Here is a 15,131-nt window from a genome sequence, read left to right as displayed (position 1 = left end):
TTAATCTGGGCTTATGGCGCGACGTCTTGGTAGTAACCTTGGTAGCTCCAGGTGTTGCCATTGCTACGTCCGCCGGGATAATTATGCGTATTATCTTTTAAATAATCGTGATTCAGGTCAGCGGTTCCGCGCGGCCCATGCTCTGCGTTCCAACCGAAGTAGCTTTGGTGAGCATCCCAAGTATGAGTTTTAAGCCAGCGGTCGATAGTACCGTAATCCATTAAGCGAAAAGCGCCTTGGTAGAGCACCACGTTGTATTCGTGGCTAACAGGGCTATCAATCACATTCCAGATTGCCCATGGAGCAAAGCCTAAGGCGTGCAGGAGAGCGGCGCGCAAAATGGCGTGGTCTTCGCCGTCGCCCATAAAGTCATCCGACGAACTAACGTTGTTTAAAGCGCCAGAGATGGTTAAGGTTAAATCGGCAGGTTGTGGAAAATCCCAACCAGGGGAATAGGATTCATAGCCGTTATCGGCAAAAACTTGGCGGTTGAGTTCGTCCGAGCGCCAGCTCATATGCTGAGAAACATAGCGTGCAACGGCTTCGACCATATGGTCGGCGGTTGCTAATACCTGAGTGGTGGTTAAGCCTCGTGCGTTGGCGTATTCGATAACCGCATTCTGTGCATGGGTGCGAACAACGGCTTTGTCTAAACGATAAAGATTGGGCCCCGTTTGTTCCGCGGTGCTATTGGGGTAACCGTTGTTACTACCGGAGGCGACTGTATAGCGGTAATGACCTTTAGCGTTGGCGATATAAAGCGATCCCGTGTTGGTTTTCACACCATAGTTCGAATGCGCATACACTTTGTATGGCAGCATCATATTGCTGAATATGGGATAGGGGCCGCCGGTATATTCTAACGATGAGGCACTGGTGGATGCGACGATACTGCCACCAACTTCCAGTTCAAGCAGGCTGACATTGCCTTTCACGCTGCCTTTGCTGGTATTAAATACAATGCTCTTATCCGCATCGGGATGAATCAAATTGGTTTGTACGCTAGGGCTACATCCTGAGAGTATTGAAACGCCACCCAGTAGCATGCCGATAAGACCAGCCGTCGGCTTGAAGTTCATGGCAACTTTCTCCTTGGCAGCACTCATGCTGCAATCCATTCGGTCATGGGCCGCGATACTTCCGTTATCTATTCATTCGCCGCTCAGGACAGGGAGTGTGCAGGGTTAGGGGGCGCGTAGGCAAGTCGGATTGAGCGAAACTTGACGTTAAGCTCAGCAAATTAGACAGAAACTTGCCTGTTTAGGAGGTGCTGGCCGAACTAGGCTTGGCAATATACGTTAATGCTGCTCAAGCCAGCGTCTTTCTTCTTCTACTGTTAAGAGTTCAGCACCGAACGTAACATCGTTAGCTGATGCCGGTTGGTAGTCGGCAGTATCGCTGTTGAACATTTCAATGTCCCATCCATGATTGCGCCAACAGCCGATTATAGTGTCGGAGCCTTCAGTGCGATGCAGCATTAATTCGCGACAGATTTCACCGTTACTCGTGCGCCAACTCTGCACTAACTCGGCACGAGAATCATCATAGCTGCGAATTTCACCACTACTCAGTTCCGACAATAGAACTCGCTCTTGTGCATAAGGCGAGGTGACTGTGACATTACGCCACAGAGCACCGACTGCAAACAGAACACTGGCGGCGACGGCTAAGCTAGCAATGCGAGTCAATAGTGGTTTCTTTGCCGGAAAGACTACGATCTTGTTCGCGGCCGACGTTGCCGAGTTCATTGATGGTGCCGAGTTGATTAAGTCGATTAAGGCACTGTTGTCGGCTTGCTCATCGACACTTTTAAAATAGTCTCGGGCGATTTCGTCAGCGGCACGCAAGGCATCCACACGTTGCTGCAGCTCAGCACTGGCGGCGATACCCTTGGCGCACTGCTGGTATTCGCTCGGTGATAGTTCGTTATCTAAAAATGCAGATAATTGCTCATCGCTGTAATGGATCATTGTTTTCCCCCCTAAATATCGCCAACGCTGCGGCTGAGTTGCTGACGCGCGCGGGTTAAACGGCTCATTACCGTACCAATCGGCACGTTAAGAATATCGGCGGCCTCTTGATAGCTGCGACCTTCGACAGCCACTAAGTAGAGTACCGAGCGCATCGCTTCGTTGAGTTTTTGCATGTGACTCTGCACTTTACTCAGGGTTGCGCTGGAGCTATACACCTGTTCAGTTGACAGCGTTTGTTGCTCATAATCATGTTCTTCATCCCACGTTTCGCTGGGCTTCTGTTTACGCATGGTATCGATCCAATAGTTTCGGCATAAACGGTACAACCAGCGATCAAAGTGAGTATCAACTTGATACTGTTGCCATCGACTCAGTGCCCGCTCAACGGATGCCTGTAAAAGATCCTCCGCATTTTGCGGATGTGTTGTTAAGGCATAGCAATAGCGTCGCAGTGCCGGTAACGCTGCGATCAGCTGTTGGCGAAAATCAGATTCGGTTGTATCCATGCCCCTAACAACGCCCGTTAACGGGCTTTATTCCCATGTTGTGAAATAAAAATGCACAATCTTCGTTATAGTGATGAAAGCTGCCCAGTTTGTACCGAGGAACTAGATGAAACGCAACACCGCCAGTTGGCGCCATTTTGTTATTACGACCTGCCTGCTCGTCGCTGCGAGCTGTGTGTGGGCGGATGACGATGCAGAAGAAGCGTTAGAACAATCGCTGACGGCAGAGATTGGAAGTGAAGGTGAAGACGAAGCCTTTGAGCGCGCCGAGCACGACATTGAGAATTCGCTTGAAGAGCAATTTGAGGGAGCTGAAGAATTAGAAGATGAACTAGAAGAGCGCTTAGAACGTATGTTTGAGGCCCGCAGTCATAGAGATGATGATTTCATCACCCAAGGCATTGAGGATCATATTCATCAACTTTGGCAACTGGAAGAGATGCTGGATGAAAGTGGTTTTCCAGCACTACCTGAACAAACCATCGCTTTGCTAACCGAGCAAGAATTAAACGATGCTAAAGCGAGTGGTGCAGATATTATCGCCACCGAAGTCATGACTGAATTAGGCGGAATTTTAGTTACCTTCGACGATTCGCGCGTACGCCCACCAAAAGACTCAGATAGTAACCATTTATATGGGCTGGACGGGGCGACGACGCCATCTTCGATATCGACTCCTGTGCCGACGTTGGCAAAGATGATGGGCATATCGGCTCCGATATCTTTACTCGTTAAGATCGGTTTGATGGATTCTCATATTCAGGAAGACCATCCTTGTTTGGTTGGTGTACAAATTCATCAAGCTGCGTATTACCTGCCAGAGGCAACGAATGACGATACTCACGGGACTGCGATGGCATCAATATTCGCAGGCCGAGCAGATTGTGCTGCGCCAGGTATCTTAGCGCAGGCAGAATTAGACAATGCCGTGGTGTTTGCACGCACAGATCATGGCTTAGTGGTGGCGACAGCGGCTGATTTAGTCGCCGGATTGAACTGGTTATTAGCGCAACAGGTCAATGTTATTAACTTGTCCTTGTCTGGCCCTCCGAATCGAGTACTAGAAGAAGCATTAAATCGTGTTCATGATCGCGGTGTGATTATCGTCGCCTCGGCTGGCAATGATGGTCCAGTTGCCTTTCCTCGTTATCCTGCCGCGTATTCTAGTGTGGTTGCCGTGACCGCGATTGATGCGGCTTTGAATATTTATTCGCGAGCTTGCCAAGGGGATCATATAGCCTTCGCTGCTCCTGGCGTTGGAGTTCGAGTCGCTGATGCAAGTACTGGGCGAGAACAAACGATGGATGGCACCTCCGTTGCTGCAGTATTTGTTGCCGCTGCATTGGCACTAGAGCAGAGTAACGGCGTAGATAAAGTAGAGCGTATGGAAGTTCAGGCCAAAGATTTAGGCGTTCGCGGCAAGGACACTGTTTTTGGTTACGGGCTTCCACAACTGCGAGCAGCTTCTAACTGAATGGAATTACCGTAAAGAAGGATTTAAATCTTGTCTGTGAAAACGTTATTGGGACCAGTACAAACCGCCTTTATGTTGGCGGTTTTTGCGGTTTCGGCACAGGCGGAATTCAGCGCCGAATTGGCTGCAGGCTTAGAGTACGACAGTAATGTTGCTGTTGATTCAATCGACAGAACTTCCGGCCTTGGCGATTGGTCAAGAAATCTTAATGTGGCAATGGGTGCTAGTGGTCGCTGGCCGGCACATTGGCAATGGACTGGACGCTACCAAGGTCACGACAGTCAGTGGCAAAACTACTCGCAATACGATACCCAAATGCACACCGGCCTTGGCAAAGTAACGTACAAATCCTCACATTTTATTAACGAGTTAGCGGGTGTTTATGCACAAGCAGATGTGAATGGTCAGGCGTTTTTAACCATGCGGCGTATTAGCCCAGCCATTGGCTCTTTTATTGGTCAGCAGTGGTATTGGCGTGCGCAATACGACCGCACGCAAAAGCAGTTTGTCGATTACCCATTACGCGATAGTGATGGTGACGCAGTGGGTTTATATCTATATCGCTTTATCGATAAAACCCGCCATTTTATCAGTGCTAATGTGCAATTGAAGCGCGAACAAACCCCGGATGATATTTATCAATATCAAGGCGGTATTGTGCGTCTCGGGTGGAAACGGGCTTGGCAAGTTGGAGCTGATACCGTGAGCACACAGATAAAGGCTCGTTATGAAATGCGCCAATACGATGGCATTCGCAGCGATATTCTCGCCGCGCGCCATGATGACAAAATCCGTTTAAGTGCCGATCTTAATTGGCAAATTACACCGCGCTGGAGCGCCCAGTTCGAGTTGATTCGCGACTGGAATGAATCGAACCTCCAAGCCGCGGATTACAAGCAATTCCGCATTGATAGCGGAATACGCTGGCGCTACTGAGTTACTCCACCGTCACACTCTTGGCCAAATTACGCGGCTGGTCTACGTCCGTGCCTTTGATCACAGCTACGTGGTAGCTAAGCAACTGCAGCGGTAGGGTGTAAACAATCGGCGCGATAATGGCGTCGCAATGCGGTACTTCCATGACCTTCATATTGCGTTCTGGGCGAATATAGGCGGCTTCGTCAGCGAATACGAAGAGCTCACCGCCACGGGCGCGCACTTCTTCAATATTCGATTTTAATTTTTCTACCAAGTCGTTATGTGGTGCTACCACAACAATCGGCATCTCGGCGTCGATCAAAGCGAGTGGCCCATGTTTTAACTCACCTGCGGCGTAGGCTTCAGCATGTATGTAGCTGATTTCTTTTAGCTTTAATGCGCCTTCCATTGCAATCGGATATTGATCACCACGGCCTAAGAAGAGGGCGTGGTTTTTCTCGGCGAAGTGTTCAGCCAATTTTTCGATGGCGGTGTCCATAGTAAGGGCTTTTTCAACTAAGCCCGGCAGTAAGGTCAGTGCATTGGCGACGTTCTGTTCAGCGGCAGCCGTTAAGCCGCGGCCACGACCTAGTGCGACGGTTAACAGCAGCAGGGCAACGAGTTGAGTGGTGAAGGCTTTGGTTGAGGCAACACCAATTTCAGTGCCTGCTCGAGTTAACAGCGCCATATCCGATTCACGCACCAACGACGAACCAGGTACGTTGCATATGGTCAGCGAACGGGTAAAGCCGAGTTCTTTGGCTAAGCGCAGGGCGGCGAGGGTGTCAGCCGTTTCGCCACTTTGCGAAATCGTTACTAACAGGCTATTTGGGCGTACAACCGATTTGCGATAACGAAACTCCGAGGCGATTTCGATATTGCAGGCAATGCCGGCCAGTTCTTCAATCCAATAGCGCGCCGTCATGCCAGCGTGATAGCTAGTGCCACAGGCGATAATTTGCACTTGGTCGATATCGCTTAAATCACCAAGTGCTTCGAGATTGAGTTTCCCGCCCACTAAGCGACCTTCTAGGGTATTGGCAATGGCGGTTGGCTGCTCGTAGATTTCTTTGAGCATGTAGTGACGGAATTCGCCTTTGTCACCCGCATCGTGCTCAACCGTCGTTTCGGTGGCTGTGCGTTCTGTTGGTTCATTACCGGCGTCGAAGATACGTACGTCCGAACGGCTGATTTCAGCAACGTCGCCTTCTTCGAGGTAAGCAAATTTACGCGTTACGGGGAGTAAGGCTAATAAGTCGGAGGCGACAAAGTTTTCACCAATGCCATAGCCAATCACGAGTGGGCTACCTGAGCGGGCGACGATCATACGCTCTGGGTCGTTGCGGTCGATGACGACCATACCGTAAGCGCCTTCAAGCAAGGTACGAGCAGCCATAACAGCGGTGAGCAATTGATTCTCGCCGCTGGCATCACGTAATTCACGTTCAATCAGATGGGCAATCACTTCCGTATCGGTTTGCGAACTGAATACATAGCCTTGGCTTTGCAGCTCGCGGCGCAGGTGTTCGTGGTTCTCTATAATACCGTTATGTACGACGGCTATGTCACCAGATACATGTGGGTGAGCGTTGGCTTCGGAAGGTTCGCCGTGGGTTGCCCAGCGTGTATGCGCAATACCCGTACCGCCGGGAACGGGTTCGGCATTAATGGCGGCTGCCAGCGATTGAACTTTGCCCATGCGGCGCACGCGCACTAGCTCTTGCGCTGGGTTGATTACCGCGACACCGGCGGAGTCATATCCGCGATACTCTAGGCGACGTAGGCCTTCCAATAGGATTTGAACCACATCACGTTGGGCGACTGCTCCGACGATTCCACACATATTATTGTTCTCCGGTTTTATTCTGGGTTGCAGGGATGTCGGCAATAATGACCTCGACACCGTGCTGCTCAATTTGAGTTTTGGCGCTTGTGCTTAAGCGCTTATCGGTGACCAAAACGTCGATCTGACGCCATGGAATTTCTAAATTTGGAATACGGCGGCCTACTTTATCGGCTTCGGCCATGACGATAATCTGCTTTGCCGATTCGGCCATCACCCGGCTCAAGCCGAGTAATTCGTTAAAGGTGCTGGTGCCGCGCTCTAAATCAATGCCGTCGCAGCCAATAAAAAGCTGGTCGAAGTCGTATGAACGTAATACTTGTTCAGCAATTTGCCCTTGGAACGAGTGCGTTTGGGCATCCCAAGTTCCGCCTGTCATTAACAAGGTCGGCGCTGAGGTTAATGCCAGTACGGCATTGGCGGTGCGCATCGAGTTGGTCATGACTACCAGCTGGCTATAGCGACTGAGATGAGGAATCAGAGTCGTCGTTGTGCTGCCAAAATCGATAAGGATACGAGTGTCATCGCTAATCAGCCGAGAAGCTGCAGCACCTATTTCTACCTTTCGATTCGAAACTTCAGAGTCGGTTCCAACGTTTGTTGGATCGGCAGCAAAAGAGGGAACTGCCCCCCCGTAACGTCGAACGAGCTTTCCCGCGTTTTCTAAAACGTTAAGGTCTTTACGAATGGTAACTTCAGAGGTCTTTAGCAGGAGTGATAGCTCGTCGACCTGAACGCGGCCATGTTCGGCTAAGCGTTGTAATATTTGCTCTCGACGAGCAACAGTTGGGCGACGAGTCATCAATAAGGTTTCGTTTCGAAATTTAGCTAAGCAAAATAATCAAAACGACACTAAATGGCAAGTACTGACTTCACTAGCCGCGCTGGCATTGGTTGCGGCCTTCTTCTTTAGCCTTGTAGAGAGCTTTGTCGGCACGCTCAAATACCGTTTCAACGGCTTCGAGAGTGCGAAATTCACTGATGCCAAAGGACATAGTGATGACGACGCGTTCACTGCGAAAGTTGAACGGGCAAGCTTCTATTTTACTGCGCAGTTTCTCCGCGACGTCCATCGCTTCTTCAGTACTGGTTTCAGGCAGTAAGATGACAAACTCTTCGCCACCGTAGCGGGCAATAAAATCCATAGTGCGTAGATTTTTTCGCAAAGTAGAGGCGATGAGTTGTAGTGCTTTGTCGCCAGCTAGATGGCCATAACCATCATTGATGCGTTTAAAGTGATCGACGTCGGCAATAATAATCGATAGTGCGCCGCCGCCGCGTGAGCGACGCGATAACTCTTCGTCTAGGCGCACTTGGTAAGCGCCACGATTGGGTAAGCCGGTGAGATGATCTTGGGTTGCGCGTGCTTTTTGGTCTTCAATAATCTGGCGTGCTTGAGAGGCCTCAGCCTCCATTTCACTGAGTCGAGCCTGCAGCACTTGTAACTGCTCGGCTAAGCGCTGTTCACGCGCGACTTCGCATTCTTGGTAATGCTCCATTGCCTGAACGATAAGGGTAAGGTGATCTCGAACACTTGACCCCAATTCCCCTAAGTCGCCGAGCCCGTTAACGACTGATCGTATATCTGCAATTTGCTCGCGCACCATACTTTCTAAATCATGGCGGGCTTTTTCGCGGTCGTTCTGGTCTGTGTTGGCATCCGATACCATCAACTGGATTGCTTGTAGGCGCTGATCGAGGCTCTGCAAGAAGCGCTCAAATTCTTCTTGGCCACTACCAAGGCAATCGAGTAAAAATTGCGACGTATCTTCTAACAGAGGAACGAGTTCATACCAATTGAGCCCACCATTAAGGCGCTCTTGTAACGTCGTCACTCGAGTTTCTAGACGCTCCGGAATAACAAGACGAGACAATAATTTACCCAGGGTATCGGCAACTTCTGCGGCAATATGGGAAAAGCCCGGTTCTTGCTTAGCTACGCTGCTCTCTTCTTCTGCAATTTCTTCAGTCGGTTCGGGCTGTTCTGTCTTTTCTTGCGGTTTTAACCAGCGCTGCCACCAAGAGGATGATTTAGCGTTTTCATCGTAACCTTCAAGGGTCGCTACTGAGGCAAGAATATCGCTCCAAGCTTTCAGCTGAGTAATGTATCCCGCCCAAGTGCTAAGGTCTTTAGCGGAAGACTTGCGTACGTCGCGGATTTTTTTCAGCAGATTTTTCGGCAGTGGGCACTGCAACAGTTTATCGGCGACGGAGTTTAACTCGTTCGCTAGCAGTCCAGCTTGGGTTTCATTTTGCGTTTCAAAGCGGCGCACGACTTTTTCTAACTCGTCCATGCTGCGACTTACCCCTAAGCTACCATCCTTCATGGTATCTCTCAGGTTGCCGAGTGCGGAGTCGACATTATCGGCTTGTCCTTCTGCGAGTAGCGACACCATTAACAAACCACGGCGCAATTGATCGCTGCGATCGTCGGTCGAGGTTTTAAGTTTTTCGTGTTCGTCGAGTAAGTTTAAGTACTTATCCCGCCAACGGCGCGCAGCATCCGCTTCCGATCCAGCAGCCATTCAATACCCCTAGTAAGTAAATGTGTATTATTGATGCAAGTATAGATAAGAATTATTGAAGTGCTGGATGATCGTGAGCCGGAAGTTTAAATAGAAAAGATGATTTCTGCCGCTACCGGTAAGTGATCTGAAAGCGGATGGTCTATAACTGCGATGCGGTCTAGCTTGAGGCTGCTACTGATTAAAATATGATCAATGGCGCGATTGGGACGCCAGCTGGGGTAAGTCGATAGATGTGGCGCAATCGGATGCAAACTTAAGGTTTGCAGGGCGCTGTGTTGCAGTAGCCACTCAGCCTCTTGATTGAGATCTCCCATAATGATCAAGTGTTTAGCGTCTCGAACGGCATCCACCAAATACGCGATTTGATTCTGTTGGGTACGACGATTTAAAGCTAAGTGAGTTATGACAATAACTAACTCCTGATCTCCAGAACCAAAGCGAAAAACCATAACTCCGCGGCCAGGTAAGACTCCTGGTAATGCGTGTTTCTCTATATGATTGGCTGCCATACGACAGAGCAAACCGTTCGAGTGCTGTGCTAGCCGTCCCAAATCCCGATTAACCTGATGATACCAATGAGGGAAATTAGCCTGCTGCGCGATGTACTCCACTTGGTTTTCTTTTGCGCTACGCCAGCTACCGCCATCAGCCTCTTGTAAGGCAACAATGTCGAAGTGGCTAACCAGATCTGCGATAGCATCTAAAGCTAGATGCCGGGCTTTAAAAGGAAGAAGGTGCTGCCAACTGCGGAGCAAATAATGGTGGTAGGCTTGGGTTTGAATACCAACCTGCATATTGAAAGTCAGTAGTCGCAAGCTTCCCGCAGCCTTTGGGACTGCGACAAACTCACGGAGTGTAACGCGTTCAGTCAACCTTATAGGCCGTTGCGCTCTTTGTTGATCAAGTAATCTGCGACTTCAAGCATCTCTTTCTGACCACCGGCAGAGGTGGCATCAATTACATACTTACCGTTAATAATCAAGGCAGGTACACCGCTAATTTGGAAAGAACGCACGCGCTTGTCGCCACGATTCATACGAGTCTTAACCGTAAATGATTCATAGGTTTTATCAAAATCTTCGGCGCTAACACCGGCTTTTTCCATCAAAAATGCGCGTTGGTCTTCGCGGGTAACTAAGCGTACTTTTTGCAAGTGGATAGCATCGAAAATACTGGTGTGAACTTTTGGCAGTACACCTAGAGCATCGGCTGTGTAGTACATCTGTGCGTGCGACACCCAAGTACGTCCAAACATAGCAGGGACACCTTCAAATTGAACGTCATCGGCTAGTCCGTTTTTCCAAGGTGTAATGATAGCTTCCAAATCGAAGCAATGAGGGCAACCGTACCAGAAGGCTTCTTCCACATGAATTTTACCATCCTGAACCACAGGCACTGGCTGCTCTAAAACTTTGTAGTGCTTGTTGGCTTCGTATTCAGCAGAGAACGCAGAAACGCTTACCAACACAAGGGCGGCTGTGAACCAGTGTTTGAACTGAGAAAGCATGAGAGCTCCAATCCGTGTTAAATGTGAATTATTGTCCCAGTATTCTTACACAAAAGCGTAAGTGCTGCCCACCACTGACAGTGCAAAGGACTGTAAAACTGTCCTAACGCAATCTTAGAGACAGTGCTTGGGGTCGAGATATAAAAAAAGGCGGCCTAAGCCACCTTTCTCATCGAGGAACTGCTAATTAACGCAGGCCCTGAATGTACGACGATACCGCTTCAATTTCACTGCTGTGTAAACGGTAAGCAATGCTGCGCATTACTTTGCTATCGCCATCGTTGGCGCGAGTACCCGTGCTGAACGCATTTAGCTGAGCTTGAGTATAAGCATCATGCTGACCGGCTAGGCGTGGGAAGCCCGCTAAGTCAACACCTTTACCGTCTGGGCCGTGACATGCCATACATGCTGGTACGTCTTTGGTTGCGATACCGCCACGGTAAATGCGCTTGCCTAGTTCAGCTAATTCTTCTTTAGCACCGCCTGTCGTTGGAACTTGGCTGCCAAAGTAAGCGGCGAGATCCGCAATATCTTCATCGCTTAGGCCAGCAACAAATGGTGCCATGGCAGCAACATTACGACGACCGTCACGAATATCCTTGATCTGTTTAATCAAATAACGCTCGCCCTGACCGGCTATTTTAGGGAAGGTAGGGGCCATGCTGTTACCATCAGCTCCATGGCAGGCAGCACAGGTTGCGGATTTTGCTTTACCGGCTTCCGCGTCACCCGCATGAGCAACAGACATTAGTCCGGCAGAAACAATCAGGCTAATCAACAGGTTTTTCATCATCAGATCCAGGTTGTAAGTGAATTCGTCTATTACAGCAGTGTAGCCGAAGGGGAAATTAGTCCGCCTTCGGAGTCGACATGTAATTGATCAATAATTTGTACTGATCGGCAGTACAGTCCATGCACAATCCACGAGGAGGCATGGCATTTTTACCGTTGGTGACACTGGCAACCAGTGCGTCCATTCCCGTTGCTAAACGCGGTGCCCAAGCAGCCGCATCAAATGCTTTAGGAGCACCAGCAACACCCATTGAGTGGCAAGCACCGCAGGTTTGCTTGTATTTAGCATCAACATCGAATGCCTGAGTGTTGGCACTCATAGCGGCGACAATAGCCGCCATCACAGCGAGTTTTTTCATAATAGTGAGTCTCTCTCTTGCTTGTTTTGCGTAACCGTTAAAACAGCTTGGCCTCGAACTCATTGCCCTGTGATAGAATGGGACTGTCATCCAAGGCTACGCATTATATAACATTAATTTCCAGACGGTCATTACGTTTACCCCATGATAGAACAGGTTTCATTGACATATACCAATACCTTCTTCGTTAAAAGTGCTGCGAAGTTGAGTCAGTGCCCCACAGATATCCTGCGTGAGGTGGCTTTTGCGGGCCGTTCGAATGCTGGAAAGTCGAGTGCGCTGAATACCCTGACCGAGTTAAAAAAACTTGCTCGAACCAGTAAAACACCGGGTCGAACACAGCTAATTAACTTCTTTCAGGTAGGTGAAGCACCCCTCGCATTGGTCGATTTACCCGGATATGGCTTTGCCAAGGTCCCGGTTGCCGTGAAAAACGAATGGCAAAAAGAACTCGATCATTATCTTAATAACCGCGATTCTCTAGTGGGCTTAGTTCTGCTCATGGATATTCGCCACCCACTGAAAGAGTTTGATAACGCTATGCTCGATTGGGCTGGTGAAACTGGAATGCCCGTGCATATCCTGTTAACCAAAGCCGATAAGCTTAAACGCGGCCCTGCTCAGTCGACTTTGCTTAAAGTAAAGAAAGCCGTTGCTGATTTGGGTGATCTGGTCACAATTCAGACATTTTCATCACTCACAGGTGATGGCATGAAAGAATTAAAGCGACGTTTGAACACTTGGCTGTTACCGCCTCTGTTGGCGGATGACGAGCAAGCGGATGATGACGTGGCTGACGACGATCTCAATACGACTGTGTAATCGCTTATTTTGAACAATAAAAAACCCCGGCTAGCCGGGGTTTTTTATTGGTAAATCAATGCGTTAGTTCATAATGAAACGCTTAATAAATTCTTGCTGATCACCTTGTTTCGACTTGCGAGTGAAGATTAAGTGACTCGATGCAGCGCTCAATGCTTCTGCCCAAGTGCCGTCCCAAATTAAGGGAACTGTTCCCACGATTGGCTTGTAATGGCGAATACCATATCCGTCTTCGTCATAATCGGCTTCTAAGCGAACACCGGGCATATCGTACAAAGGCTCACCAACAATTGGGAGGTCGACTAAATTGGCCGCGGCTATGCTGCTTTGATTGCCAACAATGGTGTCGCCTGCCCCCGTTGTGATCATCAGTGGACGAGCGTCTTTACCCGCCTGAGGGTAACGGAAGTAGTCGATATAGTTAATTGCATCGCCGTAATCGAGTGCTTGTTGAATTGCACCGCGCAGTAACACCGCTTCACTACCGTTAGCTTCGCTTGGGACTAGGCTAGCGAACATGAGTTCCCACAGAATTGAATCAGACAGAATGCTGGTGATACCAACGCCAGTTACGTGATAAACCGCACCCTTTAAATCTGGCGAGATAGCGCCATATACAGAACCTAACACACCACCAAGAGATGTTCCTTCCATCATCACATTGGTTGCATCAATATCGACAACGCCATCGGCACAGTTGCTGCACCACTTTGACCAACTTGATTTACCGACAACGTCGATATTGGCAAGACTGGTTTGTAATGCACGGTGGGCAGATGCAAAGTCGATGGCATTTTGTTGAATCATACCGATGGTTTTGGCTAGCTGATCGGTTGTTGCGATGGTTAATACCATGCCGCCGTCCGCTTCTGCGCGTGCACCGTGATTTGGGAATCCAATCGAGTAGGTAGCAATGCCGATATCCGCATTCATGTCGGTAACTGTGCTATCGGATTCTTTGGTTGCGCCTAAACCGTGGGCATATAGAGCAACTGGCACAGGGCCTTGGCGTGAGGCTTTCGGCAAGGTTAAACGGAATTCAACCCACTGTTCGCTAGGTTCTTTATTGAAATCAACGACACCCGTTCCATCGTTGGTACGGTAGTTGTAGATTAAAACTTCACCTTCAATGCGCGCAGCGATGTTGGCGTTTGAATAGTTGTAGGTAACATTTAAGTTGCGGACTGGGTGTTCCATATTCCAGACGTTATCAACCAAGGTTTGCATCGGTTCAACAACTTCAGCACGATCGCGCACAGTAAAGCGAGTGGCGTTACGTACATTCAGAGAGTTGATGCCCAATGATGTTAACAACGAGGTTATTTTATAAGTGTAAGAACGCTGTTCGGTCGTGCCGCTCAAAAGCTTAGCGATGATGCCAGGCTCTAAATATTCTAAATCGAGTTTGTTGGTCACAACGACCAATATTTCGTGACCATACTCCCAGCGAACTTGTGGGAATACTTCAATGATGTTGGTTTTTTCAGTGACTTTGTCAGACTGAGCGTAATCGCTTACTTTAGCTCGAATAGCAATCTGTTCGCCGGTGGTTAGGTCGAATGCCATAACCGCTGTACCGCCATCTTGTGGCAAAGTGTCTGCATCTGGAGTGCTAGTAAATTCGAACATCACCGGTGTTGCGGCAGAAAAACCGCTGAAATCGTTAAAAATGCCTTCTGGTGAAAAGCCGTCTTGTAGGGGTAATTGGGCAATCACTTCATCTCTTACGACGCCATTTGGAACGGATAAGCGTTTGCCGGTAGGCGAATTGCTGTCATCAACACTCCAATAATTAGATGGAAACGGCAAGCCGCAGGCACCAACGGATGTGGGATTGCAGTTTGCGTCAGCTTGAGCCGTTATCGCACTGGCGAGCAATATGGGCGCAAGCATCAGACGCAATGAGCGAGTACTAGACATAGTGATACCTGTTTTTGTTATTTTAATTATCGCACTAGTGTCCCAAATAAATGGATTCGGTCTAGCAGGAGATGATCGGAAACCAATACTGGCCTAAATAAATACGTTCTTGCCGGGCTAGATGCGTCATTTTGAGCCAGCAAGCTAGTCGGCTTGTTAGCAACCGCTCAAATTTGAATATCAAAAGAGAGCTTGCCTTGGGTTCTGCGGCGAGTATTGGCGCGGCATATGGATCCTTTGGCCTGTTAGGAATAAATGTTAACTATCGTTAATCGATAATCAATACAAAAATTAAACAGGAAATAACAGGCGAGGTTGCTGGGTAGGTCTATAGTGAAAATGTTCCCTTTGATTGTGAGCCTAGGATTGGCTCTCCCGTCATAGGTAGTTCTTTTCTTCGGTACTTCCCCAACGATCCGAAGTTGACCCAGTCGTTTGCCCCCAATGGCGCCTGGGTCTTTTTTTGCTTATCGTTTGCCAGCTCTCAAG

At 49.0% G+C, this 15,131-nt stretch carries 14 protein-coding genes; 3 read left to right on the top strand and 11 right to left on the bottom strand.

The features are described from left to right. Positions 1–11: 11 nt before the first annotated feature. From UXZ23_RS04600 to UXZ23_RS04590, 3 genes are all read right to left on the bottom strand, one after another. Positions 12–1,106, bottom strand: coding sequence for a hypothetical protein (locus tag UXZ23_RS04600; protein WP_320819464.1), 1,095 nt, complete (start codon positions 1,104–1,106; stop codon positions 12–14). 192 nt (positions 1,107–1,298) lie between these two features. Continuing rightward, positions 1,299–1,970 (bottom strand): hypothetical protein, encoded by a 672-nt coding sequence (locus tag UXZ23_RS04595; protein ID WP_320819463.1) that lies wholly within the window; start codon positions 1,968–1,970, stop codon positions 1,299–1,301. An 11-nt stretch (positions 1,971–1,981) separates the two neighbouring features. Next, a complete protein-coding gene (locus UXZ23_RS04590; RefSeq protein ID WP_320819462.1) occupies positions 1,982–2,479 on the bottom strand; it encodes an RNA polymerase sigma factor in 498 nt (165 codons plus the stop codon). Between the two features lie 106 nt (positions 2,480–2,585). Here UXZ23_RS04590 and UXZ23_RS04585 point away from each other — a divergent pair, with 106 nt between their 5' ends. Together UXZ23_RS04585 and UXZ23_RS04580 are read left to right on the top strand one after the other, a co-directional pair. Then, the gene (locus UXZ23_RS04585) at positions 2,586–3,953 is read left to right on the top strand and encodes a S8 family serine peptidase (RefSeq protein WP_320819461.1); all 1,368 of its coding nucleotides are present in this window, start codon (positions 2,586–2,588) and stop codon (positions 3,951–3,953) included. Positions 3,954–3,989: 36 nt separating this feature from the next. Continuing rightward, positions 3,990–4,889: a surface lipoprotein assembly modifier gene (locus UXZ23_RS04580; protein WP_320819541.1), complete on the top strand. Its 900-nt coding sequence runs from the start codon at positions 3,990–3,992 to the stop codon at positions 4,887–4,889. 1 nt (position 4,890) lies between these two features. Here UXZ23_RS04580 and glmS read toward each other — a convergent pair whose 3' ends face one another. From glmS to UXZ23_RS04545, 7 genes are all read right to left on the bottom strand, one after another. Beyond that, positions 4,891–6,714, bottom strand: coding sequence for a glutamine--fructose-6-phosphate transaminase (isomerizing) (glmS, locus tag UXZ23_RS04575; RefSeq protein ID WP_320819460.1), 1,824 nt, complete (start codon positions 6,712–6,714; stop codon positions 4,891–4,893). Position 6,715: 1 nt separating this feature from the next. Next, on the bottom strand, positions 6,716–7,516 hold the full coding sequence (locus tag UXZ23_RS04570; protein ID WP_320819459.1) for a DeoR/GlpR family DNA-binding transcription regulator: 801 nt from the start codon (positions 7,514–7,516) through the stop codon (positions 6,716–6,718). 73 nt (positions 7,517–7,589) lie between these two features. After that, complete coding sequence (locus UXZ23_RS04565; protein ID WP_320819458.1) at positions 7,590–9,239, bottom strand: diguanylate cyclase; 1,650 nt, start codon at positions 9,237–9,239, stop codon at positions 7,590–7,592. 86 nt (positions 9,240–9,325) lie between these two features. Continuing rightward, on the bottom strand, positions 9,326–10,114 hold the full coding sequence (locus UXZ23_RS04560; protein WP_320819457.1) for an endonuclease/exonuclease/phosphatase family protein: 789 nt from the start codon (positions 10,112–10,114) through the stop codon (positions 9,326–9,328). A gap of 2 nt (positions 10,115–10,116) precedes the next feature. Further along, a complete protein-coding gene (locus UXZ23_RS04555; RefSeq protein WP_320819456.1) occupies positions 10,117–10,749 on the bottom strand; it encodes a thiol:disulfide interchange protein DsbA/DsbL in 633 nt (210 codons plus the stop codon). 187 nt (positions 10,750–10,936) lie between these two features. Beyond that, complete coding sequence (locus UXZ23_RS04550; RefSeq protein WP_320819455.1) at positions 10,937–11,539, bottom strand: c-type cytochrome; 603 nt, start codon at positions 11,537–11,539, stop codon at positions 10,937–10,939. A 58-nt stretch (positions 11,540–11,597) separates the two neighbouring features. Beyond that, positions 11,598–11,900 carry a c-type cytochrome gene (locus UXZ23_RS04545; protein WP_320819454.1) on the bottom strand — a complete coding sequence of 101 codons (303 nt, stop codon included), beginning with the start codon at positions 11,898–11,900 and terminating at the stop codon, positions 11,598–11,600. Between the two features lie 144 nt (positions 11,901–12,044). Here UXZ23_RS04545 and yihA point away from each other — a divergent pair, with 144 nt between their 5' ends. Beyond that, positions 12,045–12,722 (top strand): ribosome biogenesis GTP-binding protein YihA/YsxC, encoded by a 678-nt coding sequence (yihA, locus tag UXZ23_RS04540; protein ID WP_025264446.1) that lies wholly within the window; start codon positions 12,045–12,047, stop codon positions 12,720–12,722. A gap of 63 nt (positions 12,723–12,785) precedes the next feature. On the opposite strand, the gene UXZ23_RS04535 is transcribed toward yihA, so the two are convergent. Further along, the gene (locus UXZ23_RS04535; RefSeq protein ID WP_320819453.1) at positions 12,786–14,642 is read right to left on the bottom strand and encodes a hypothetical protein; all 1,857 of its coding nucleotides are present in this window, start codon (positions 14,640–14,642) and stop codon (positions 12,786–12,788) included. Positions 14,643–15,131 lie beyond the last annotated feature (489 nt).

It is taken from the genome of Thalassolituus sp., assembly GCF_034111725.1.
GTDB lineage: Bacteria > Pseudomonadota > Gammaproteobacteria > Pseudomonadales > Oceanobacteraceae > Thalassolituus.
The sequence above is the reverse complement of the archived record's forward strand: the minus strand, read 5'-3'. Positions and strand labels throughout refer to the sequence as shown.

Excerpts from the sequence above, each read along its gene's own strand:
- UXZ23_RS04600 (WP_320819464.1), bottom strand. The coding sequence starts at position 1,106 with ATGAGTGCTGCCAAGGAGAAAGTTGCCATGAACTTCAAGCCGACGGCT.
- UXZ23_RS04595 (WP_320819463.1), bottom strand. The coding sequence starts at position 1,970 with ATGATCCATTACAGCGATGAGCAATTATCTGCATTTTTAGATAACGAA.
- UXZ23_RS04590 (WP_320819462.1), bottom strand. The coding sequence starts at position 2,479 with ATGGATACAACCGAATCTGATTTTCGCCAACAGCTGATCGCAGCGTTA.
- UXZ23_RS04585 (WP_320819461.1), top strand. The coding sequence starts at position 2,586 with ATGAAACGCAACACCGCCAGTTGGCGCCATTTTGTTATTACGACCTGC.
- glmS (WP_320819460.1), bottom strand. The coding sequence starts at position 6,714 with ATGTGTGGAATCGTCGGAGCAGTCGCCCAACGTGATGTGGTTCAAATC.
- UXZ23_RS04570 (WP_320819459.1), bottom strand. The coding sequence starts at position 7,516 with ATGACTCGTCGCCCAACTGTTGCTCGTCGAGAGCAAATATTACAACGC.
- UXZ23_RS04565 (WP_320819458.1), bottom strand. The coding sequence starts at position 9,239 with ATGGCTGCTGGATCGGAAGCGGATGCTGCGCGCCGTTGGCGGGATAAG.
- UXZ23_RS04555 (WP_320819456.1), bottom strand. The coding sequence starts at position 10,749 with ATGCTTTCTCAGTTCAAACACTGGTTCACAGCCGCCCTTGTGTTGGTA.
- UXZ23_RS04550 (WP_320819455.1), bottom strand. The coding sequence starts at position 11,539 with ATGAAAAACCTGTTGATTAGCCTGATTGTTTCTGCCGGACTAATGTCT.
- UXZ23_RS04545 (WP_320819454.1), bottom strand. The coding sequence starts at position 11,900 with ATGAAAAAACTCGCTGTGATGGCGGCTATTGTCGCCGCTATGAGTGCC.
- yihA (WP_025264446.1), top strand. The coding sequence starts at position 12,045 with ATGATAGAACAGGTTTCATTGACATATACCAATACCTTCTTCGTTAAA.
- UXZ23_RS04535 (WP_320819453.1), bottom strand. The coding sequence starts at position 14,642 with ATGTCTAGTACTCGCTCATTGCGTCTGATGCTTGCGCCCATATTGCTC.